This is a genomic window from Streptomyces sp. NPDC093510 (genome assembly GCF_040683555.1).
Classification (GTDB): domain Bacteria; phylum Actinomycetota; class Actinomycetes; order Streptomycetales; family Streptomycetaceae; genus Streptomyces.
The window spans coordinates 67819-89985 of record NZ_JBFBEE010000028.1 but is presented as its reverse complement, the minus strand read 5'-3'; the positions used below and the strand labels follow the sequence as shown (position 1 = coordinate 89985).

Annotated in this window: 17 protein-coding genes and 1 tRNA gene; 5 read left to right on the top strand and 13 right to left on the bottom strand. The window is 71.7% G+C overall.

The window, feature by feature from the left end; translation table 11 throughout:
• Positions 1-24 precede the first annotated feature (24 nt).
• The gene (locus tag AB0N81_RS34210) at positions 25-711 is read right to left on the bottom strand and encodes a TetR/AcrR family transcriptional regulator (RefSeq protein ID WP_365365341.1); all 687 of its coding nucleotides are present in this window, start codon (positions 709-711) and stop codon (positions 25-27) included.
• Positions 708-1712: a fatty acid desaturase gene (locus AB0N81_RS34205; protein ID WP_365365339.1), complete on the bottom strand. Its 1005-nt coding sequence runs from the start codon at positions 1710-1712 to the stop codon at positions 708-710. Before AB0N81_RS34205 ends, AB0N81_RS34210 begins: the two co-directional genes overlap by 4 nt.
• 277 nt (positions 1713-1989) lie before the next feature.
• Here AB0N81_RS34205 and ppc point away from each other — a divergent pair, with 277 nt between their 5' ends.
• Complete coding sequence (ppc, locus tag AB0N81_RS34200) at positions 1990-4734, top strand: phosphoenolpyruvate carboxylase (RefSeq protein ID WP_365365337.1); 2745 nt, start codon at positions 1990-1992, stop codon at positions 4732-4734.
• A 229-nt stretch (positions 4735-4963) separates the two neighbouring features.
• Here ppc and pth read toward each other — a convergent pair whose 3' ends face one another.
• The 6 genes from pth to AB0N81_RS34170 all read right to left on the bottom strand — a co-directional run bounded on the left by pth (position 4964) and on the right by AB0N81_RS34170 (position 10083).
• Positions 4964-5566 carry an aminoacyl-tRNA hydrolase gene (pth, locus tag AB0N81_RS34195; protein WP_365365335.1) on the bottom strand — a complete coding sequence of 201 codons (603 nt, stop codon included), beginning with the start codon at positions 5564-5566 and terminating at the stop codon, positions 4964-4966.
• Between the two features lie 91 nt (positions 5567-5657).
• Complete coding sequence (locus tag AB0N81_RS34190) at positions 5658-6251, bottom strand: 50S ribosomal protein L25/general stress protein Ctc (RefSeq protein ID WP_365365333.1); 594 nt, start codon at positions 6249-6251, stop codon at positions 5658-5660.
• Positions 6252-6445: 194 nt separating this feature from the next.
• Positions 6446-7420 (bottom strand): ribose-phosphate diphosphokinase, encoded by a 975-nt coding sequence (locus tag AB0N81_RS34185; protein ID WP_365365331.1) that lies wholly within the window; start codon positions 7418-7420, stop codon positions 6446-6448.
• Between the two features lie 113 nt (positions 7421-7533).
• Entirely contained in the window at positions 7534-8982 is a 1449-nt protein-coding gene (glmU, locus tag AB0N81_RS34180) for a bifunctional UDP-N-acetylglucosamine diphosphorylase/glucosamine-1-phosphate N-acetyltransferase GlmU (RefSeq protein ID WP_365365329.1), read from the bottom strand.
• 124 nt (positions 8983-9106) lie between these two features.
• Positions 9107-9180: transfer RNA gene (locus AB0N81_RS34175), tRNA-Gln, on the bottom strand.
• A 24-nt stretch (positions 9181-9204) separates the two neighbouring features.
• A complete protein-coding gene (locus AB0N81_RS34170; protein ID WP_365365327.1) occupies positions 9205-10083 on the bottom strand; it encodes a hypothetical protein in 879 nt (292 codons plus the stop codon).
• Between the two features lie 168 nt (positions 10084-10251).
• On the opposite strand from AB0N81_RS34170, the gene AB0N81_RS34165 reads away from it, so the two are divergent.
• Positions 10252-11574 carry a histidine kinase gene (locus AB0N81_RS34165; protein WP_365365325.1) on the top strand — a complete coding sequence of 441 codons (1323 nt, stop codon included), beginning with the start codon at positions 10252-10254 and terminating at the stop codon, positions 11572-11574.
• Between the two features lie 16 nt (positions 11575-11590).
• On the opposite strand, the gene AB0N81_RS34160 is transcribed toward AB0N81_RS34165, so the two are convergent.
• Positions 11591-12082 (bottom strand): SUKH-3 domain-containing protein, encoded by a 492-nt coding sequence (locus tag AB0N81_RS34160; protein WP_365365323.1) that lies wholly within the window; start codon positions 12080-12082, stop codon positions 11591-11593.
• Between the two features lie 73 nt (positions 12083-12155).
• Entirely contained in the window at positions 12156-12743 is a 588-nt protein-coding gene (locus AB0N81_RS34155; RefSeq protein ID WP_365365321.1) for a YwqJ-related putative deaminase, read from the bottom strand.
• Between the two features lie 273 nt (positions 12744-13016).
• Between AB0N81_RS34155 and AB0N81_RS34150 the strand changes: the two genes are divergently transcribed.
• The 3 genes from AB0N81_RS34150 to AB0N81_RS34140 all read left to right on the top strand — a co-directional run bounded on the left by AB0N81_RS34150 (position 13017) and on the right by AB0N81_RS34140 (position 18197).
• Entirely contained in the window at positions 13017-14009 is a 993-nt protein-coding gene (locus AB0N81_RS34150; RefSeq protein WP_365365319.1) for an SMI1/KNR4 family protein, read from the top strand.
• 7 nt (positions 14010-14016) lie between these two features.
• Positions 14017-17025 (top strand): SUKH-4 family immunity protein, encoded by a 3009-nt coding sequence (locus AB0N81_RS34145; RefSeq protein ID WP_365365317.1) that lies wholly within the window; start codon positions 14017-14019, stop codon positions 17023-17025.
• Positions 17026-17294: 269 nt separating this feature from the next.
• Positions 17295-18197: a cellulose-binding protein gene (locus tag AB0N81_RS34140; protein WP_365365315.1), complete on the top strand. Its 903-nt coding sequence runs from the start codon at positions 17295-17297 to the stop codon at positions 18195-18197.
• A gap of 121 nt (positions 18198-18318) precedes the next feature.
• Here the strand turns inward: AB0N81_RS34140 and AB0N81_RS34135 are convergent, their stop codons facing one another.
• The 3 genes from AB0N81_RS34135 to AB0N81_RS34125 all read right to left on the bottom strand — a co-directional run bounded on the left by AB0N81_RS34135 (position 18319) and on the right by AB0N81_RS34125 (position 22013).
• Positions 18319-19926 carry a cation acetate symporter gene (locus AB0N81_RS34135; RefSeq protein WP_365365313.1) on the bottom strand — a complete coding sequence of 536 codons (1608 nt, stop codon included), beginning with the start codon at positions 19924-19926 and terminating at the stop codon, positions 18319-18321.
• A complete protein-coding gene (locus AB0N81_RS34130) occupies positions 19923-20321 on the bottom strand; it encodes a DUF485 domain-containing protein (RefSeq protein WP_365365311.1) in 399 nt (132 codons plus the stop codon). Before AB0N81_RS34130 ends, AB0N81_RS34135 begins: the two co-directional genes overlap by 4 nt.
• Positions 20322-20432: 111 nt before the next feature.
• Positions 20433-22013 carry an MFS transporter gene (locus tag AB0N81_RS34125; protein WP_365365397.1) on the bottom strand — a complete coding sequence of 527 codons (1581 nt, stop codon included), beginning with the start codon at positions 22011-22013 and terminating at the stop codon, positions 20433-20435.
• Between the last annotated feature and the right edge of the window lie 154 nt (positions 22014-22167).

The following is a 22167-nucleotide window of genomic DNA, read 5'->3' as shown; positions in this document are numbered from 1 at the left end:
GTCCCGCGCGCCGCCCCGCCGCGGTCAGCTTTTCCGGTGGCCTATCAGCCGCGGCTTCGGCTCAAGCCCGTCCAACCCGTGCCACGCCAGGTTGACCAGGTGCGCCGCCACCTCCGCCTTCTTCGGCTTGCGGGCGTCCAGCCACCACTGGCCCGTCAGCGCGACCATGCCGACCAGCGCCTGCGCGTACAGCGGCGCCAGCTTCTGGTCGAAGCCGCGGCCCTTGAACTCCTGGCCCAGGATGTCCTCCACCTGCGTCGCGATGTCGGAGATCAGGGACGCGAAGGTGCCCGTGGACTGGGCCACCGGCGAATCGCGGACCAGGATGCGGAAGCCGTCCGTGTACGTCTCGATGTAGTCGAGAAGGGCGAACGCCGCCTGTTCGAGGAGCTCCCGCGGGTGCCCGGCGGTGAGCGCGCTCGTCACCATGTCCAGGAGCTGACGCATCTCGCGGTCCACCACGACCGCGTACAGCCCCTCCTTGCCGCCGAAGTGCTCGTACACGACGGGCTTGGAGACGCCGGCCTTCGCGGCGATCTCCTCCACCGACGTGCCCTCGAACCCCTTGGCGGCGAACAGCGTGCGACCGATGTCGAGGAGCTGCTCCCGGCGCTCGGCACCCGTCATGCGGGTCCGGCGGGTACGCCGGGGCTGCTTCTCTTTGCCGGCAGGGCCTGAATTGCTGGAGTCGGTCGCCACGTCGTCCATCATGCCGCGTCAGCGGCCTGCGGCTGGCGGCGGGAGTCGATGCGCGACTTCGACGGCCACCGCACGTCGTACGCCCAGCCGAGCCGCTCGCACCAGCGGATGATCCGCGCCGACGAGTCGATCTGGCCCTTCATCACGCCGTGCCGCGCCGACGTCGGGTCGGCGTGGTGGAGGTTGTGCCAGGACTCGCCGCAGGACAGCACCGCGAGCCACCACACGTTGCCCGAGCGGTCACGGGACTTGAAGGGGCGCTTGCCCACCGCGTGACAGATCGAGTTGATCGACCACGTGACGTGGTGCAGCAGCGAGACGCGGACCAGCGAGCCCCAGAAGAAGGCCGTGAACGCGCCCCACCACGACATCGTCACCAGACCGCCCACCACCGGCGGAATGGCCAGCGACACGATCGTCCACATCAGGAACTGCCGCGAGATGCGGCGGATCGCCGGGTCCTTCACCAGGTCCGGCGCGTACTTCTCCTGCGACGTCCGCTCCTCGTCGAACATCCAGCCGATGTGCGCCCACCACAGCCCCTTCATCAGGGCCGGGAGCGTCTCGCCGAAGCGCCAGGGGGAGTGCGGGTCACCCTCGGCGTCGGAGAACTTGTGGTGCTTGCGGTGGTCGGCCACCCAGCGCACCACCGGACCCTCCACCGCCATCGACCCCGCCACCGCGAGCGCGATCCGCAGCGGACGCTTCGCCTTGAAGGAGCCGTGCGTGAAGTACCGGTGGAAGCCGATCGTGATGCCGTGGCATCCCAGGAAGTACATGAAGACGAGCAGGCCGAGGTCCAGCCAGCTCACCCCCCAGCCCCAGGCCAGCGGCACCGCCGCGACCAGGGCGAGGAAGGGGACGGTGATGAAGAGGAGCAGGGCGATCTGTTCGACCGAGCGCTTCCGCTCGCCGCCCAGCGTCGCCGGGACTTCCGGGTCGGCCGGGCCGGTGGCCCGCGGAGCGTCGTCGATCACATCGGCGTCGGAGTACGCATCGGAGGTTGTCGTCATGGGCACGTCCCCTAGGGGGTCGAGGGCTGGGGTGGGAGTAGTGCACGGGCACGGTTCCTGCAACGGCTGCGACACCACGTTACCTACGGACCCGTAACCTACGGCGACGTAAGTATGGCAGTGCGGAGCCCCGCGGCAAGAGCCCGCGAGCTCCGTGCCCGAAGTGACACCTATCCTTGGACACGGTCGGACAGCGCGGTCCGCTCTGTATCTCCCCGGTTTCCCACGGAAACCCCTCCCAGTCATGACGTGCTTCACACTGCAAGGAGCCGCACCTGTGAGCAGTGCCGACGACCAGGGCCAGCAGGCCACAAGCACCGCCAGCGCCGAGCTGCGCGCCGACATCCGCCGCCTCGGTGACCTGCTCGGCGAGACCCTCGTACGCCAGGAGGGTCCCGAACTCCTCGAACTGGTCGAGAAGGTCCGCCGTCTGACGCGCGAGGACGGCGAGGCCGCCGCCAAACTCCTCGGCGGCACGGAACTGGAGACCGCGGCCAAGCTGGTCCGCGCCTTCTCCACGTACTTCCATCTGGCGAACGTCACCGAGCAGGTCCACCGCGGCCGCGAGCTCCGCGCCCGGCGCGCCGCCGAGGGCGGACTCCTCACCCGCACCGCGGACCGCCTCAAGGACGCCGACCCCGAGCACCTGCGCCAGACCGTGCAGCACCTCAACGTGCGCCCCGTCTTCACCGCGCACCCCACCGAGGCGGCCCGCCGCTCCGTGCTCAACAAGCTCCGCCGCGTCGCGGAGCTCCTGGAGACCCCGGTCATCGAGTCCGACCGGCGCCGCCACGACACCCGTCTGGCCGAGAACATCGACCTCGTCTGGCAGACCGACGAGCTCCGCGTCGTACGCCCCGAGCCCGCCGACGAGGCCCGCAACGCCATCTACTACCTCGACGAGCTGCACGCCGGCGCCGTCGGGGACGTACTGGAAGACCTCACCGCCGAACTGGAGCGCGTCGGCGTCCAGCTTCCCGAAGGCACCCGCCCCCTCAGCTTCGGCACCTGGATCGGCGGCGACCGCGACGGCAACCCCAACGTGACCCCGCAGGTCACCTGGGACGTCCTGATCCTCCAGCACGAGCACGGCATCAACGACGCGCTCGACATGATCGACGAGCTCCGCGGCTTCCTCTCCAACTCCATCCGCTACACCGGAGCCACCGACGAGCTGAAGGCCTCCCTCCAGGACGACCTGGAGCGGCTGCCCGAGATCAGCCCCCGCTACAAGCGCCTCAACGCCGAGGAGCCCTACCGCCTCAAGGCCACCTGCATCCGGCAGAAGCTGGAGAACACCAAGCAGCGCCTGGCCAAGGGCATCCCGCACGAGCCGGGCCGCGACTACCTCGGCACGAGCGAACTCCTTGAAGACCTCACCCTCATCCAGACCTCGCTGCGCGAACACAAGGGCGCCCTCTTCGCCGACGGCCGGATGAACCGCACCATCCGCACGCTCGCCGCCTTCGGCCTCCAGCTGGCCACGATGGACGTACGCGAGCACGCGGACGCCCACCACCACGCCCTCGGCCAGCTCTTCGACCGCCTCGGCGAGGAGTCCTGGCGGTACGCCGACATGCCGCGCGAGTACCGGCAGAAGCTCCTCGCCAAGGAGCTGCGGTCCCGGCGCCCGCTCGGCCCCTCCCCGGCACCGGTGGACGCCGCGGGCGAGAAGACCCTCGGTGTCTTCCTCACCGTCAAGAAGGCCCTCGAAGTCTTCGGACCCGAGGTCATCGAGTCGTACATCATCTCCATGTGCCAGGGCGCCGACGACGTGTTCGCGGCCGCCGTCCTCGCACGCGAGGCCGGCCTGATCGACCTGCACGCCGGCTGGGCCAAGATCGGCATCGTGCCGCTCCTGGAGACCACCGACGAGCTGCGCGCCGCCGACGTCATCCTCGACGAGATGCTCGCCGACCCCTCGTACCGCAAGCTCGTCTCGCTCCGCGGCGACGTCCAGGAGGTCATGCTCGGCTACTCCGACTCCTCCAAGTTCGGCGGCATCACCACCTCCCAGTGGGAGATCCACCGCGCCCAGCGCAGGCTCCGTGACGTCGCGCACCGCTACGGCGTGCGCCTGCGCCTCTTCCACGGCCGCGGCGGCACCGTCGGCCGCGGCGGCGGCCCCTCGCACGACGCGATCCTCGCGCAGCCCTGGGGCACGCTGGAGGGCGAGATCAAGGTGACCGAGCAGGGCGAGGTCATCTCCGACAAGTACCTGGTGCCTTCGCTGGCGAGGGAGAACCTGGAGCTGACGGTCGCGGCAACGCTGCAGGCCTCCGCCCTGCACACCGCCCCGCGCCAGTCCGACGAGGCTCTCGCCCGCTGGGACGCCGCCATGGACGTCGTCTCGGACGCCGCGCACTCCGCGTACAGGCGCCTCGTCGAGGACCCCGACCTGCCGACGTACTTCCTCGCGTCGACGCCGGTCGACCAGCTCGCCGACCTGCACCTCGGCTCCCGGCCCTCCCGCCGCCCCGGCTCCGGCGTCTCGCTCGACGGCCTGCGCGCCATCCCGTGGGTCTTCGGCTGGACCCAGTCCCGGCAGATCGTGCCCGGCTGGTTCGGCGTCGGCTCGGGCCTGAAGGCCCTGCGCGAGGCCGGTCTGGACACCGTGCTCGACGAGATGCACGAGCACTGGCACTTCTTCCGCAACTTCATCTCCAACGTCGAGATGACGCTCGCGAAGACGGACCTGCGGATCGCCAGGCACTACGTCGACACGCTCGTGCCGGACGAGCTCAAGCACGTCTTCGACATGATCGAGGAAGAGCACGAGCTGACGGTGCGGGAGGTCCTGCGGATCACGGGTGGGGGCGAACTCCTCGGGTCGCACCCGGCGTTGCAGCAGACCTTCGCGATCCGTGACGCGTATCTGGACCCGATCTCGTATCTTCAGGTCGCGCTCCTGAAGCGGCAGCGCGATGCCGCGGCCGCGGGGGAGGAGCCTGATCCGTTGCTCGGGCGGGCGCTGCTTCTTACCGTCAACGGGGTGGCGGCGGGGTTGCGCAACACCGGCTGACGCCCCGGCCCACGTGACAGGCCCCGCATCGCTTCGGCGGTGCGGGGCCCTGTCTGTTCGTATGTTGGCTGCGGGTTCGTCGTGGCTGGTCGCGCAGTTCCCCGCGCCCCTGAAAAGGCGCCCCGCGCCCCGCGGCCCTGAAAAGGCGCCACGAGCCCCGCGCCCCTGAAAAGGCGCCACGAGCCCCGCGCGCCTGAGCGGTGCGCCCGGCGGCGCAGCCTGACCGTCCTCAGGAGTTGTACGTGGTCTGGGTTCGTTCCAGGCCCTCCGTGATCAGGGACTCGACCGCGTCCGCCGCCCTGTCCACGAGATAGTCCAGCTCCTTGCGCTCCGTCGAGGAGAAGTCCTTGAGGACGAAGTCCGCGACCTGCATCCGGCCCGGCGGGCGCCCGATGCCGAACCGCACCCGGTGGTAGTCGGCACCCATCGCCTTCGTCATCGACTTCAGACCGTTGTGGCCGTTGTCGCCGCCGCCCAGCTTCAGCCGCAGCGTGCCGTAGTCGATGTCCAGCTCGTCGTGGACCGCGACGATGTTCGCCGTCGGGACCTTGTAGAAGTCCCGGAGTGCCGTCACCGGACCGCCCGAGACGTTCATGTACGACATGGGCTTGACCAGGACCACCCGGCGGCTCGCCGGGCCCGGCGAGCCGATCCGGCCCTCGACCACCTGAGCCTGCGCCTTCCCGGCCCGCTTGAACTTGCCGCCGATGCGCTGTGCGAGCAGATCGGCCACCATGAAGCCCACGTTGTGCCGGTTCATGGCGTAGTCGGGGCCCGGGTTGCCGAGGCCCGCGATCAGCCAGGGGGCGCTGGCGTCGGTCGTCACGTGCATGTCTCCTTCATACGCGCATCTCTGCCTCATACGCGGCAGCCGCCGCCCCCCGAGGGAGCGGCGGCTGCCGTGCGAATGTGCGTCGCGAGGCTCAGGCCTCGGCGGCCGCGTCGCCCTCGGCACCCTCGGCCGGGGCCTCCTCGGCCTGCGCGGAGAGGATCTGGAGGACGACGGTGTCGTCCTCGACGGCCAGCGTGGAGCCGGCGGGCAGCGGGATGTCCTTGGCGAGAACCGCGTCGCCGGCGTCCAGACCCGCGACGGAGACGGTGACCGACTCCGGGATGTGGGTGGCCTCGGCCTCGACCGGCAGGGTGTTCAGGACGTGCTCGAGCAGGTTGTTGCCCGGCGCCAGGTCACCCTCGGTGTGGACGGGGATCTCGACGATGACCTTCTCGCCGCGCTTCACGATGAGCAGGTCGACGTGCTCGAGGATGCCGATGCGCAGGGCGTCACGCTGGACGGCCTTCGGGATCACGAGCTCGCTGCGGCCGTCGATGTCCAGGTTGATCAGGACGTTCGAGGTCTTCAGCGCCATCAGGGTGTCGTGGTGCGGAAGGGCGATGTGGACCGGGTCCATGCCGTGACCGTAGACAACGGCGGGCAGCTTGTCGGCGCGACGCAGACGACGGGCCGCACCCTTGCCGAACTCGGTACGGGTCTCGGCGGTGATCTTCACCTCGGACATGTGCACTCCTCGTATATGCAGTGACGGAAAAGAGTCGGTCACCCGGCCACGAACGGCCTGCTACGAAGAGCGCGTCGATAACGGACAGCCACACAGAAAAGTGCGGCCTCCCTCGCCGAGCAACTTCAGCAGTCTACTCGGCGACGGAGGCCGCACCAAAAGGATCTTCGGAGACCCCGCGGACGGGGCGGTTCCTACTGCTCGTCGAAGAGGCTCGTCACCGAACCGTCCTCGAAGACCTCACGCACCGCGTTCGCGATCGTCGGCGCGATCGAGAGCACCGTGATCTTGTCGAGCTCCAGCTCGCCCGGCGTCGGCAGCGTGTCCGTGAACACGAACTCGCTGACCTTCGAGTTCTTCAGACGGTCCGCGGCGGGGCCCGAGAGCACACCGTGCGTGGCCGTCACGATGACGTCCTCGGCGCCGTGCGCGAACAGCGCGTCGGCGGCGGCGCAGATCGTGCCACCCGTGTCGATCATGTCGTCGACCAGGACGCAGACGCGGCCCTTCACCTCACCGACGACCTCGTGCACGGTCACCTGGTTGGCGACGTCCTTGTCACGACGCTTGTGGACGATGGCGAGGGGGGCACCCAGGCGGTCGCACCAGCGGTCGGCGACACGCACGCGGCCGGCGTCCGGCGACACGACGGTCAGCTTCGAACGGTCGACCTTCGCGCCCACGTAGTCCGCGAGGATCGGCAGCGCGAAGAGATGGTCGACCGGGCCGTCGAAGAAGCCCTGGATCTGGTCCGTGTGCAGGTCGACCGTGAGAATGCGGTCCGCACCCGCCGTCTTCATCAGGTCCGCGACCAGACGCGCCGAGATCGGTTCACGCCCGCGGTGCTTCTTGTCCTGCCGCGCGTAACCGTAGAACGGCACGATGACCGTGATGGAGCGGGCCGACGCGCGCTTCAACGCGTCGATCATGATGAGCTGCTCCATGATCCACTTGTTGATCGGAGCGGTGTGGCTCTGGATCAGAAAGCAGTCGGCGCCACGCGCCGACTCCTGGTAGCGGACGTAGATCTCACCGTTGGCGAAATCGAAGGCCTTCGTCGGCACGATGCCGACACCCAGCTTGTGTGCGACCTCCTCGGCCAACTCGGGGTGGGCGCGGCCGGAGAAGAGCATCAACTTCTTCTCGCCGGTCGTCTTGATCCCGGTCACAGCACTGTCTCCTCAGAGAGTTCTTCCCGCTGCCGTACTCACGCGTCCCGGTGCGTCGAGTCGGCCGAATGTGCACTATCACGGTACGCCGTGTCAGACGCACCTGTTTCCGGTCAGCTTTCGCCGGCCGGCTCCCGGGACGCCGCCTCCGCCGCCTTCGCGGCCGCGCTCCCCGGACGCTTACGGGCCACCCAGCCCTCGATATTCCGCTGCTGGCCCCGGGCGACGGCCAGCGAACCCGCCGGCACATCCTTCGTGATCACGGACCCGGCGGCGGTGTACGCACCGTCCCCGACCGTGACAGGAGCCACAAACATGTTGTCCGAACCCGTACGACAGTGGGACCCCACCGTCGTGTGGTGCTTCGCCTCGCCGTCGTAGTTCACGAAGACACTCGCGGCACCGATGTTGGAGTACTCACCGATCGTCGCGTCGCCCACGTACGACAGGTGGGGCACCTTCGAGCCCTCGCCGATCGTCGCGTTCTTCATCTCCACATACGTACCCGCCTTGGACTTGGTCCCAAGCCGGGTGCCCGGCCGCAGATACGCGAACGGGCCGACGCTCGCCCGCTCCCCGATCTCGGCGCGGTCCGCCACGCTGTTGTCGACCCGGGCGCCCGCGCCCACCGTGGTGTCCTTCAGCCGCGTGTTGGGCCCGACCTCGGCGCCCTTGCCCACGTGCGTGGCGCCGTGCAGCTGCGTCCCCGGGTGCACGACCGCGTCCCGCTCGAACGTGACCGTGGCGTCCACCCACGTCGAGGCCGGGTCGACGACGGTGACGCCGGCCAGCATCGCCTCCGTCAGCAGCCGGTCGTTCAGCGTCCGCCGGGCCTGGGCCAGTTGCACGCGGTTGTTGATGCCCGCGATCTCCTCGTGGTCGTCCGCCACGGCCGCGCCCACGCGGTGCCCCGCCTCGCGCAGGATTCCCAGCACGTCGGTGAGGTACTCCTCGCCCTGGCTGTTGTCCGTGCGGACCTTGCCGAGGGCCTCCGCGAGGAGCCGGCCGTCGAAGGCGAAGACGCCCGAGTTGATCTCGCGGATCGCGTGCTGCGACTCGGTGGCGTCCTTGTGCTCGACGATCGCGGTGACGGCGCCGTTCGCGCCGTCACGCACGATGCGGCCGTAGCCGGTCGCGTCCGGCACCTCGGCGGTCAGCACGGTCACGGCGTTGCCGTCGTCGCTGTGGACGGCGGCGAGCTTCTGCAGCGTCGCGCCCGTGAGGAGCGGGGTGTCGCCGCAGACCACCACGACGGTGCCGTCGACCGGGCCGCCGAGCTCGTCGAGGCCGATGCGGACGGCGTGCCCCGTGCCGTTCTGCTCGGCCTGGTAGGCGGTGCGGACCTGCGGCGCGACGGCCCCCAGGTGCTCGCGGACCTGTTCGCTCTGGAAGCCGACGACGGTGACGAGCTGCTCGGGCGAGAGCGCGGAGGCGGCGTGGAGTACGTGCCCGATGAGGGAACGGCCACAGATCTCGTGCAGGACCTTCGGCAGGTCCGACTTCATACGGGTGCCCTCACCCGCTGCGAGGACGACGACGGCTGCCGGGCAGGTTGCGCTCACGGGGATGCCCTTCGGCTTCGGATGGCTTGGGGTTCCTCTGGAGGAGGACATCCGCAGGATACCGGGGCGTTGGGGGGTGGAAATGAGGGCGGGTCCTGACCTCGGCGGTCAGGACCCAACTCTGTGGCTCCCGGGGAAGGAATCGAACCCTCATTCAAGAGACCAAAACTCTTTGTCCTACCATTAGACGACCCGGGATGGTTTGCCCGCTACGTCCGAATCTCATTGATCGGATCGGCGTGCGGACAACACTATGCCGTACCAGGCACCCTCGATGCGACGGTACAACTCGGCGCCCTGTAGAACGCGTACGAGCAGGCAACCGTGATACGTCTCGGTCACGTTCTTCCGGTTGGTCTTGGGGTTGTGCTTCTTGAGCGTGGTTTTGCCGAAGGCGTCGGCGTCGGCGCCGGTGAGGTCTGCCCAGAAGCGTTCGGCGGCTGCGATGTCTGCTGTTTCGTGAATGGCCACGTGGAAGCGGAGGCGTTCCGGTGCTACGCCCAAGAGTCGGAGCCAGGCCAAGTAGACCGTGATCATGTTGGGGTCGCTGTTCATGAAGTCGACCCGTTCCTGGGGGCGGTGAGGTTTGGCTTTGGCGCCTTCCGCCCAGTAGAGGCCGACGCCCAGCAGGAAGAGCTCGCGGTCGGACATCGTGCCGACCTCGACCGCGGCCGCCCGCTTCGTTTCCTGCCGTTCCGCTTCGCGCCGCCGGAGGGTGGCTTCCCAGCCGCGCCGAGCGATCGCTGAAGCCTGCTCGCGGGTACGCTGCCGCTCCGGCTTCGGCAGATCCCGTACCCACAGCGAGATCGAACTCTTCGAGCACCCGAGTTCCACTTGGATCTGGTCGTACGTCCAGCCCTGAATCCGGAGCTCCCGCGCTCGCTCCCGAAGGTCGTCCTTCGCGTTGGGCCGCTTCGTCCAGGAGGGCGGCGGCTCGCCCTGCACCAGCCTGTTCAGAATGTCGTTGTTGAAGACCTTCAACTCGTCGCGGATCTGCCGCAGGCTCAGCCCGGCCCGCCGCAGGGCGACCGCCTTCTCCCGCAGCCCCTCGAAGTCCCCGTACTTGCCCATGCCGCCCTCGACGGGCGTGATCTCTGTCATGGGACGACCGTCGTGGCGGAATGTGGTCTTCCGGGGCGGAACCGTAAAGGGTTCAGCAGTTCGAGGGATATCGGCAGGTTTCGCTTCTCGTCGAACGGGGCGTGTGCTGGATCACCGAGGGGGAAACTCGCCGGAAAACCGGGGCGGAACGCCCGTACGCTGGAAGGCATGACCACGACGGGGGACGACCGCACCACGGCCATGACCGGGCCGTGGTGGTGGGAGCGGTGGCGCGGGGCCGCGCTGGACGCGGGGCTCGCGGTGCTGTCCGCGGCGGAGTGCGGGGCGGAGGGGATCGCCTTCGCGCGGGACGCGGGGCTGCCCGTGCCGGTGGGGGTCGGCTTCGGGGCGCTCGCGGGTGCCGCGCTGCTGATCCGGCGCCGCTGGCCCGTCGCCGTCGTACTGATATCGATCGCGATCACGCCCGCGCAGATGGGCGTCCTGCTGACGGTCGTCGGCCTCTACACCCTGGCCGCCTCCGAACTGCCGCGCCGGATCACGGGCGCCCTCGCCGGCATGTCGATGGCGGGCACCCTGATCGTCGCGCTGGTGCGGGCCAACCAGGACATGGCGGAGGGCAGCCCGTCCATCGGCAGCGAGTTCATTCCGTTCTTCGCGGTGACCGCCGCGATCGGCGTGACGGCGCCCCCGGTGCTCCTCGGGTTGTACGTGGGAGCGCGGCGCCGCCTGGTCGAGGGCATGCGGGAGCGGGCGGACAGCCTGGAGCGGGAGCTTCAGCTGCTGGCCGAGCGAGCCGAGGAGCGGGCCGAGTGGGCGCGGAACGAGGAACGGACGCGGATCGCCCGTGAGATGCACGACGTGGTGGCGCACCGGGTGAGCCTGATGGTGGTGCACGCGGCGGCGTTGCAGGCGGTCGCGCGGAAGGATCCGGAGAAGGCCGTGCGGAACGCGGCGCTCGTCGGCGACATGGGGCGGCAGGCGCTGACCGAGCTGCGGGAGATGCTCGGGGTGCTGCGGGCCGGTGATGGGACGAAGGGGCAGAAGCCCGCGGAGCCGCTGCCGCTGGCGGCGGTGGGGTTCGCGGCCGCCGCGGCGGCGTCGCGCGCGGTGGACGAGGACGGTCCGTGCCTGGCGGAGCTGGACGAGTTGGTGGGGCAGTCGCGTGCCGCGGGCATGGCGGTCGACCTGTCGGTACAGGGTGAGCCGCGTGACTGTTCCGCCGAGGTCGAGCAGACGGGCTACCGGGTGGTGCAGGAGGCGTTGACCAACGTCCACAAGCACGCGGCGGGCGCGAAGACGTATGTGCGTCTCGCGTACCGGGGCGCGGAGATCGCGATGCAGGTGGAGAACGAGCCGCCGCCGGAGGCGGACGGCACCGCGGACGCCCGGCTGCCGAGCGGCGGCAACGGTCTGGTGGGGATGAAGGAACGGGTCACGGCGCTGGGCGGCGTGTTCGTGTCGGGCCCGACGGACGGCGGCGGCTTCCGGGTCTCCGCGGTGCTTCCGGCCGCGTCCCCCGCCATGGGCTAGGGCCGGTCGCGGCTTCCTAGGTGTTCGCGCTCACCGAGAGGCGGGTGGGCTGGGCGCCGGTGAGGAGCGTGGCGAGGGCCTGTTCCATGTGGGCGCCGAGGAACCAGTCGCCGCTGTGGTCGAGGCTGTAGACGCGGCCTTCGGCGTCGATGGCCAGGAGCGCCTGATTGTCGGGCTCCTCGCCGATGGGGCACACCTCTGTACTGAGGGCGCGGCCGAGGTCGCCCAGGGTGCGGGCGAGGTGGAGGCCGTACATGGGGTCGAGGTGGATGGTGGCGGGAGCTATCTGACGGCCGGGCCCCTGCGGGGCGATGTGCAGGCCGCCGTACTCCGCCCAGGCCTCGACGGCTGCGGGGAAGACGGTGTGCCGGTGCCCGGCGGGCGAGGTGTGGCGGCGCAGGGCGTCGGCCCAGATCTCGGCCTGCTTTATGTCCCATCGTCCGGGGCGCCAGCCGGCCGCGCGCAGGGCGGCGTCGACGGGGACGGGGAGGGGGTGCTCGGGGTGCATCGGGTGGTGGCCCTCGTTCGGTCGTGGGGGCGGTCGGCAGGGCGGTTCGTGGGGGTGGTCGGCCGGGCGGCGGTCAGGCTTCGGTGGTCGTGGGGTCGACGACCCGGACGCCGAAGTGTGCGGTGAGGGCCGTACAGGAGCGGCAGGGCTGGGCGAAGCCGCCGTGCAGGGGGTCGCCGTCCTCACGGATGCGGCGGGTGGTGAGTTTGGCGTGTTTCAGCGCCTTGCGGGCCTCGCCGTTGGTCATGGGCTTGCGGGAGGCGCGTTTGGAGCGGCTCGCGTCGGCCGCCGTGAGGTGGCGGGAGATGAGGATGGCTTCCGCGCAGCGGCCGGTGAAGCGCTCGCGCTGCCCGCTGGTGAGGGCGTCGAGGAAGTCCTGCACGAGCGGGTGGAGCGTGGGGGGTTCCTCGCCGCGGCCCGCGGTGCAGGTGAGGGTGGTCTGGCCGCGTACGGAGAGGGCGGCGGCGACGGTGGGCAGGATGCCGTCGCGGCGCTGGCGCAGTATGGGCGCGTGGGCGGCGGTCGCGCTCCAGCCGACCCGGGGGTCTCCCGGGGCCGGAACGGTCGCGGGGCCGTGCCCCTGGCCGGTGGTCTCGTCGGTCGTGGTGGCCGCCGTCGTGGACAGCGTGTGGCCGGACATGCCGCTCTGTGCCGTCTGCATCGTGCTCTTCCCTCCCCCTGCTCGCGGCCGTCACCGCGTGTGCCACGCCCCCGCGTTGCGGGGGACAGCCTGCCAAATGGGGCGGGTGGTGCGGAAGCTGGGGCACTGCGACACGCCTGGCTTCCCGTCGGGATTCGTCACACGGTGACCGTCCGGTGGCTGGTGGTCATGGAATCGGAGGCCCGGTGACCGGTGCCGTTCTTGCGCATAGGCTGTGTCGACATCGCAGGACCAGAACCAGAACCTTCCACAGTGCCGCAGGGGGCAACCGCCATGACGACAGGTCGGCTGGGGCAGCAGTCCGCGCCGCCGAACGCGGCCTACGCCGGGCAGGTGGTGCATTTCCCGGACCCGGTCCGTGCCGCGCGCCATCCCAGAGGAGTGCGGGTCGACGAGCACGGTTTCCCGGACTTCTCGTCGTACGCGCGTGCTGCCGCGGAGATCGCCGAGCCGCCGGAAGGTTTCGGCGTCGACGAGCTGCGGCTGACGGATTACGTGTCGGCGAACGCGGCGATGGCGGCGGCGGGCCACGAACTGTGGGACACGATCCCCGCGGTGGCGACCCCGCACGGCTGGACCTGGCACCACGCGCCGAACAGCCGCCGTCTGGAGCTGGTTCCCGTCGAGGTGAAGGCGCTGTTGCGGCATCACGGCGGCATCGCGACGACGGCCGTGGACCAGGACAAGAGGGGCACGCGCCCGCTCCAGGAGACGCGTCCCGCGCACTTCGGGCTGCCGAAGGCGTCGGTCGCCGTGACCGAGGCGCAGGTGCAGGGCGTCGAGGAGGACCTGGGCTACCGGCTGCCGGGCGCCTACCGCTCCTTCCTGAAGGCGGCGGGCGGCTGCGCGCCGGTCGGCGCGGCGCTCGACGCCGAGCTCGGACTCCTCGTGGACCAGCCGTTCTTCACGGTGCGGGACGAGGCAGCGGTCAACGACCTGGTGTACGTGAACAAGTGCCTGCGCGATCACCTGACGAAGGACTATCTCGGGGTCGGTTTCGTGCAGGGCGGTCTGCTCGCCGTGAAGGTCAAGGGCGATCGGGTCGGTTCGGTGTGGTTCTGCGCGTACGACGACGCGCGTGACGTCTCGGAGGCGGCCGGGTGGCCGCCGGCGGAGCGGGTGCGGCGGCTTCTGCTGCCGTGCGGCGACGACTTCGACGTGTTCCTGTCCCGGCTCGCGGGCAATCCGCCGGAGCTGGAGACCGTGGCGAACCTGATGGTGGACGGCGGCTTCGCGCACGCCGTCCCCGTGTCGGGTGGGGAGTGACGTAACAGTGGTGACTTTCGCGCAGGCGCAGGAGCGCGCCGAGGAGTGGATCAACGGGGACGTGCCCGGCTACCAGCACCGTGAGGTGCGGGTCCGGGAGTTCGACCTCGGGTTCGTGGTGTGGGCCGAGGACCGGGAGAACGGTCCGGTGTCGGACGGCGGCGGGCAGCGGCTCGTCATCGCGCGGGACAGCGGCGACGCGACGCTCTGGCCCGGGCTGCCCGTGGGCGAGGTGATCCGCCGGTACGAGGAGGAGTACGGCCTGTCGGACGCGGTGCCGCAGGACGCGGTGCCGGCGCCCCCGGAGCGGGTCGACCTGAACCAGACGTCGTTCCTGCTGACTCCTCCGGAGTGGCTCCAGGAGGCGGCGGACAAGCTGGGGATTCCGGACCGGCGTGCGGAGACGGCGAGTTCGGAGCCCGAGGTGCCGGCTGCCTCTTCCGCTCCCGCTACCCCCTCTGCTCCGGCTGCTCCTTCCGCTCCAGCTGTTCCTTCCGCTCCCTCTGCTACGTCCACTCCTGACGCTCCCGCCGTCCCTGCCACTCCCGGTGGCGGTACGCCGTGGCCCAGGGCCGCCGCTTCCGACGAGGACGACGTGCCCGAGCGTGACGACAGCCTGCCCGCCACGTCGGCGGGCGTGCCCGCGGGTGCGACCCCGTGGGCGGGCACGGACACCAACGCCGACGGGGGCGAGGACCATTCGGTGCCGCTGCCCGCCACGGTGTTCGCGCCGCCGCTGGCCGGTCTGGACGCGGACGACGACACCCCGGCGCCCGGTTTCGCGCCGGACGCGAAGACGGCCCTGATGCACGGTGGCAGCCACCTTCCGGCAACGGCGATCGCACCGGCACTGGACGCGCAGGCGCCGGGTGGCCCTGCGGGTCCGGGTGCTTCGGCGCCGGGTGGTCCTGCGGCTTCGGGCGCCCCGGCTCCGGGTGGTCCCGTGGGTCCGGGTGGTCCGGGTGGTCCTGCGGCTTCGGGCGCCGCGGCTCCGGGTACTTCCGCCGCTTCGGTTTCGGGGTCTCCGGTGTCGGCCGGTCCTGCAGCTCCGGCCGGTCCGGCCGGTCCGCCGGCCAATCCGACGCGCCCGCCCGCCGGTTCGCCGACGCCTCCGCCGCCGAGTGCGCCCAACGCCCCCGGTGCTTCCGGTGCTTCCGCGTACGGGTACCCGCAGGGGCCCGGCGCCCCGGATGCCGGGAACATCGCGGACGCCGCCACCCACAAGGCGGAGAGGCCGCCGCACGGCACCCCGCCGCCTCCCGCCCCGCCGGGTGCGCCCGCCCCGCCCCCCGGAAGCACACCGCCGCCTTCGGGGCCCGGCGCCCCCGGCACTCCTGCCGGTGGTTACGTTCCGACGCAGCTCGTGTCCTCGCTCGGCCCGGACGGCTCCCAGCCGCCCGCGGCTCCGGGCGCTCCGCAGCCACCGGCCGCTCCCGCTGCTCCCGGTACGCCTCCCGGTGGGGTGCATCACGCGGCGACGATGCTGGCCGGTCCCGCGGTCGGCGGCCCGGGTGCGCCCGGCGCCCCGCAGCCGCCGGCTCCCCCCGGCGCACCTCAGCCTCCCGGTCCGCCCGGTCCTCCCGGTGCTCCCGGTACGCCTCCGGGCGGGGTGCATCACGCGGCGACGATGCTGGCCGATCCGAGCATGGGCGGTCCGGGTGGGCTGAAGCCGCCCGCTCCTCCAGGCGCTCCCGGTGCTCCGCAGCCTCCGGGTCCCCCCGGTCAGCCCGGCGCCCGCCCCGGTGCTCCGGGCGTGTCCGCCGGTCCCGGCGCCCCGCCGCCCCCGCCCCCGCCCCCCGGCGGCGGCGTCCACCAGGCCGCGACGATGCTGGCCGGTCCCGCGGTCGGCGGCCCGGGTGCGCCCGGCATGCCTCCGCCGCCCGCGCCGGGCCACCCCGGCCCCGGTGCTCCCGGTATGCACGGCGCTCCCGGTATGCCGGGTGTTCCCGGTGCCCCGGGGGCCGCGGGTGCCCCCGGCGTACCCGGCGTACCCGGAGCCCCCGGTGGTCAGCCGTACGGCTATCCGCAGCAGCCCACCGGTCAGCCGACCGTGGGGCCCGGTTACCAGGCCGTGCTGCGCTACCGCGCGGCCGACGGGTCCGAGCAGCAGCTCATCCGGCGCTCGGCGCCCGGCACCCCGCACCCTGAGTGGCAGATGCTGCACGAGCTGCGCGGCATGAACGTGCCGCCGCAGCAGGTGCTCGAACTCCACACCGAGCTGGAGTCCTGCGAGCTGCCGGGCGCGTACTGCGCCCGCATGATCCGCGAGACGTGGCCGCAGGCGCGGATCACGTCGATCGCCCCGTACGGCAGGGACCACGCGTCCCGCAGGCAGGGCATGCAGCAACTCCTCGCGCACCAGGGCGAGCTGCACCAGGTCGCGGACGGCCCCGCGAGGCCGGCCCCGGTGCGCGCCCCGCTGCAACAGCTGCCGCCCGCCCCGCCGATCCCCCCGGAGGGCGTCGCGCAGGAGCTGGCCGCGGCGTTCGGTCCCGGCATCTTCCGGTTCGACCAGCGGGCCGTGTCCCGGCAGGGCGTGCCGGACCTCGTGGCGCACACCCTCGTGGTGGCGGGTCTGCCCGTCGACTTCGGGCCGTTCTTCTGGGCGCAGGCCCAGCCGGGGCGCCCGGTGCCGACGCTGGCGGAGCTGGCGCAGGAGCGGGGTGTGCAGCCGGCGTCCGACGCGGGGTCGTACCTGGTGATGGGCAGCGACTTCGGGCGTGCGCTGTGCGTCCAGTACGGCACGGCGAACATAGTGGCGGTGCCGGTGGAGGCGGGTCCGGGCGGCGCGCCCGTGCCGCCGCAGTTCGTGAACACGGGGCTGCCCGAGTTCGCGCGCTGCATGGCGCTGCTCGGCCGCATGTGGCGGCTGCGCTTCGGCCTCAACCAGGAGCAGGCGGGCCGCTGGACCGTCGACTTCCAGAACCAGCTGGCCGCCCTCGACCCGGCGGCGCTCGCCTCGCCGGAGAGCTGGTGGTCGGTGCTGCTCGAGCAGATGTGGGACGGGCTGCTGTAGTCGCCCGCCGCGGTTTTCCGCGGGTTTCCGCGGTTTTCCGCGGTGTTCCGCCGTACGAGGCGCCCGGCCCGGGAACGGGGCGGGCGCCTCGGCCATTCGGGGCGTGGGCGGCGGGAATGACGCCCCGATTCCGGGTTCCGGCACCAATTGGCGCATCCTTGACCAGGTGGAGTGGGCGGAGTGTCGCGTTATGAGCGCTTCCGCTTGATCCATCAGGATGTGCGCCAATCGCGCTGTGCGCGCGTGGTACGTCGGAGAGGGGTCCAAGGATGAGCAGCAGCGGTGCACCGTCGTCGCCGCACGGCTTCGTCACCGTGCGGGGGCGCGGCTACCGTCCCGAACAGGTGGAGGCGTACGCCGCCGGTCTTTCCCGGGCGCGGGACGAGGCGTGGGAGCGGGCCGCCCGGCTGACTGTCCTCGCCAAGGACATGGAGGTGGAGGCCGAGCACCTGCGGGACGTGGTGTCGCGCCTTGCCCCTCAGACGTACGAGACGCTGGGCGAGCGCGCCCGGCAGATCCTGACTCTCGCCGAGGCCGAGGCCGCCGCCCTGCGTGAGGCCGCGGAAGCCGAGGCGCGGCGGCTGACGGAGACGGCCGAGGCCGACGCGCGGGAGGCGCGGGAGGCCGCGCGCGCCCACGCCGAGAAGGTGGGCGCCGAGGCGGACGAGCGGGTGCGGCAGCGGCTCCTGGCGGACCGGGCGACGGCCGACGAGACCCGGATCTCCGCGCGGCAGGACGTGAAGGCGTGGCGCGGTGAGGCGCTGGCCGCGCTGCGGGAGATGCGGCAGCGGTGCGAGGGGCTGTTCGCCGAGCAGGAGAAGGAGCAGGGCGAGCGGTGGGAGGCCGCCGAGCGGGAGATCGCCGAGCGCGAGGCGCTGTCCGACGCGCGGGACGCGGAGCGGGTGGCCGCGGCGGAGGCCCGGCTCTCCGAGGCGAAGCGAGCGTTCGCGGCGGCGGAGGAGGCCGCGCGGCACCGGCAGGAGGACGCGGAGGCGCGGGGCGCGGAGCTGGTCGCGGAGGCGGTCCTGGTCGAGGAGCGGCTGGCCCGTGACACGGAGCGGGTGCTGCGCGAGCACAGCGAGGAGTGGGACGAGGTGCGGGCGCACATGGACCACGTGCGCAGCAGCCTGGCGGCGCTGACGGGCCGGGCCCCGGCGGAGGAGACACCCTAGGCCGCCGCTGGCCGCTCGCCGCTCGCCGCTCGTCGCTCGCCGGTGGCCAGTCGCCGGCCGCCGCTCGTCGCTCGCCGGTCGCCGGTGGCCAGTCGCCAGTCGCCGGTCCCGTACGCGGGTGTCATGAACGTGGCGCTTCGCCTCGTCCCGCCCCCGCCAGGATCCAGCCCTCCACCGCCTCGTACCGCTTGCGGTGGTCCTCCGCCTCGTTGCGGTCGGAGAGCCGGGTGCCGAGCCAGCCGAGGAGGAAGCCCAGCGGGATGGAGGCGATGCCTGTCGTGGTGAAGGGGAACCAGGTGAAGTCGTGGTTCGGGAACGCGGCGCCGGGGCTGCCGGACACCAGGTTCGTGCCGGTCATCAGGACCGTCGCGCCGAGCGTGCCGCCGAGCAGCGTCCACAGCAGCCCCGTCCGTGTGTAGCGGCGCCAGAAGAGGCTGTAGACCAGGGCGGGTGCGAGGGCCGACGCGCCGAGGCAGAACGAGAGCGTGGCCAGCGGCTGGAGGCTGTGGTCCTTGACCAGGACCGCGAGGAGGATCGCCAGCGCTCCCGTGGCCAGAGCGGAGGCGCGGGCCAGCATCATCTCGCGGCGGGGCGGGCACGCGCGGCCGTGCGCGAAGACGTCGTGGGCAAGGGAGTTGGCGCAGGCGAGGATCATGCCGGCCACCGAGGCGAGCAGCGTCAGGAACAGTGCCGTGGTGACCGTCGTGAAGAGCAGCGTCTCGGCGGTCGAGGTGTGGGCGCCGAACGCCGCGCGGGAGCCGAGGAGGTACGCGGTGTTGCCCTGCGGGTCGTCCTTCGCGATCGCGGCCCGGCCGATGAGCGCGGTAGCGCCGAATCCCACGACGGTGATGACCAGGACGAAGAGGGAGACCGACGCGACGGCCCAGGACATGGAGCGGCGTATGTCGCGGGCGGTGCGCGCCGTGTACATGCGCATGGTCACGTGGGGGAGCGCCGCGCCGCCGAGTACGACCGTCAACTCCGAACTGATCATGTCGAGGCGGGGGTTGGGGCTGTCCGCGAACTGCAGTCCTGACCGGAGGAAGGCGGGTCCCGCTCCGCTGCCGCGCTGCGCGGCGGCCAGCAGGGCGCCCGGGTCCCAGTCGAAGCGGCGCAGGATCAGCGCGGCGACCACCGCGCCGGAGCCGAGCAGCATCACGATCTTGAGGATCTGGATGAGGGCGGTGCCCTTCATGCCGCCGATCGCCGCGTAGCTGATCATCAGGGCGCCGAGGGCGACGATGCAGCCGGTCTTCAGGCCGTCGTCGGAGAAGCCGAGGAGGAAGGCGAGGAGGTCGCCCGCGCCCGCCAGCTGGACCATCATGAGCGGGAGCAGCGCGGCCAGGGTGGCGGCGCACACGGCGATCCGGACGGCGCGGCCCGGCATGCGGCGCGCCACCACGTCGCCCATGGTGAACCGGCCCGCGTTGCGCAGGGGTTCGGCCAGCAGGAACATCAGCAGGGTGAGGGAGAGCGCCGTGCTCAGGGCGAGGACCACGCCGTCGTATCCGAGGAGGGCGACCACGCCCGTGGTGCCGAGGACGGTGGCGGCCGAGATGTAGTCGCCCGCGATGGCGAGGCCGTTGCGTATGGGGGAGAGCGCGCCGAAGCCGGTGTAGAACTCGTCGAGGTCGTCCCGGTCGGGTCCGGTCAGGACGCACAGGAGCAGGGTGAGGGTGACCACGACGGTGAAGGCCACCAGGGACATGGTCTGCGCTTCCTCGCTCATGCCGGGTTCCCGCCCGCCTGTGCGCGCAGTCGCCGGGACAGCGGGTCGAGGCGGCGGCGTGCCGTGTACTCGTACACGAGACAGGCGACGCAGGCGACGGGGAGCTGGCCGAGGCCGAGCAGGAGTCCGGTGGTCAGGCCGCCGGTGACGGTGCCGGTCATCAGGGCCGGCGCGAAGGCGGACAGGGCGAGGAAGAGCGTGAAGTAGCCGAGTGCGGTGAGGGTGGCGATGCGGCGTTGCCGGCGGTAGGCGCCGCGCAGTCTGCGCAGGTCGCTGTGGCGGCCGGGCGCGGGGTGGCGGGGGAGGCGGGGTGCGGGTGGCGGGGGTGGTGGGGGTGGCGGTTGCCAGGGGTAGGTGAGGTGCGGGTGCTGCGGATCGTATGGGGGGTGGGACATCCCGGTTCTCCTTGCGCGGCTTCCGGCCCGGTGGTGCGGACCGCAGGGAGCGAGAGGAGCCGAGACGTTACTTGTAAGTAGGGCCGGTGTGCGGGGTTTTCGGGGAACCGGTCAGTCGGACTGTTGTGTGGGGGACAACTGCTCCTGCTGTGGGGCGAGTTGTCGGTCCTGGAGCACCGGGAAGCGTCGCGGCGCCAGGAACAGCAGGACCAGCAGGGCGAGTACGGCGGCGCAGCCCGCCCCGAGATACACCGCGTCGACGGCGGAGTCGACGGCCCGCCGCAGCGGCTCGGGGTCGGCCACCGATCCGGGGTCGTCCAGGATGCCCGCCACCGAGTCGAGGGACCCGGCCCCGTCGAGGCGCGCGCTCAGCACTGCGTTGGCGACCGCGCCGAACAGGGCCGCGCCCAGCGTCTGGCCGATCTGGCGGCAGAACAGGACGGACGCGGTGGCCGTGCCGCGCTCGGCCCAGCCGACGGTGGACTGGACGCCGACGATCAGCGGCAGCTGGAAGAGGCCGAGGGCCGCGCCGAGCAGCAGCATGAGCAGGGCGGGCTGCCAGGCGGCGCCGGGGTAGGGCAGCAGCGGGAACAGGAAGAGGATCAGCGCGGCCGCGGACATGCCGGTGACCGCGGTGTTGCGGAAGCCGATCCTGCGGTACACGTGCTGGCTGAGGGCGGCGGAGACCGGCCAGCTCAGCGTCATCACGGAGAGCACGAACCCGGCGGCGACGGGGGCGAGTCCGAGCACGGACTGGGCGTACGTGGGCAGGAAGACGGTGGGCGCGACCATGAGGAGGCCGAGCGCGCCCAGGGCGAGGTTGACGGCGGCGATGGTGCGTCGGCGCCAGACCCAGCCGGGGATGATCGGCTCCTCGGCGCGGCGTTCGACGAGGACGACGACGGCGATCAGGACGAGCCCGGCGCCGAACAGCGCGAACGACGGCGCCGACACCCAGTCCCAGGCCACCCCGCCCTGCACGAGCGCGGTCAGGAGGGTGCCGCCGCAGGCGAAGACGGCGAGCGCGCCGGGCCAGTCGACGCGGCCGCGCGCGACGCTCTCCCGCCGGGGTTCGTGGAGGTGGCGCACGATCAGCCAGAGCGCGACCGCCCCGATGGGCAGGTTGATCAGGAAGATCCAGCGCCAGTCCGTGTACGCGGTGATGAGACCGCCGAGTGCGGGGCCCGCGACGGCCGAGGTGGCCCACACCGTCGACAGCTTGGCCTGGATCTTGGGGCGTTCCTTGAGGGGGTAGAGGTCGGCGGCGAGCGTCTGCACGGTGCCCTGGACGGCGCCGCCACCGAGGCCCTGGACGACGCGGAAGGCGATGAGCGACTCCATGTTCCAGGCGAGCGCGCAGAGCCCGGAGCCGAGCAGGAACAGCACGCAGCCCACGACGAGGACGGGCTTGCGGCCGAAGGTGTCGGAGAGCTTGCCGTAGACGGGCAGGGTGACGGTGGCCGCGAGGAGGTAGCCGGAGAAGAGCCACGAGAAGATCGGGAAGCCGCCGAGCGATCCCACGATCTGCGGGACGGCGGTCGACACGATGGTGGAGTCGACGGCGGCCAGCGCCATGGAGAGCATCAGCGCGGCGACGACCGCGCCCCTGCCGCGCGTCGCGCCCGGCAGCGCGCCCGGTATCGCGTCCGGTACCGCATCCTTGGTGCCCACCGAAGTTCCTTCCCCCTGCATGCAGTTGCTGCGGGCCACTTTCTCACCCGTCGGGGGTGGAGGGCAGGGTGTAGACAACCCCGAGTCGATCTCCACCGGCGGGTGGAGAACCCCTAGGGGAACCTCCGTACTCCGGACCGGGGAGGGTTCGTACCACTGGAGGATGAGCCGGGCC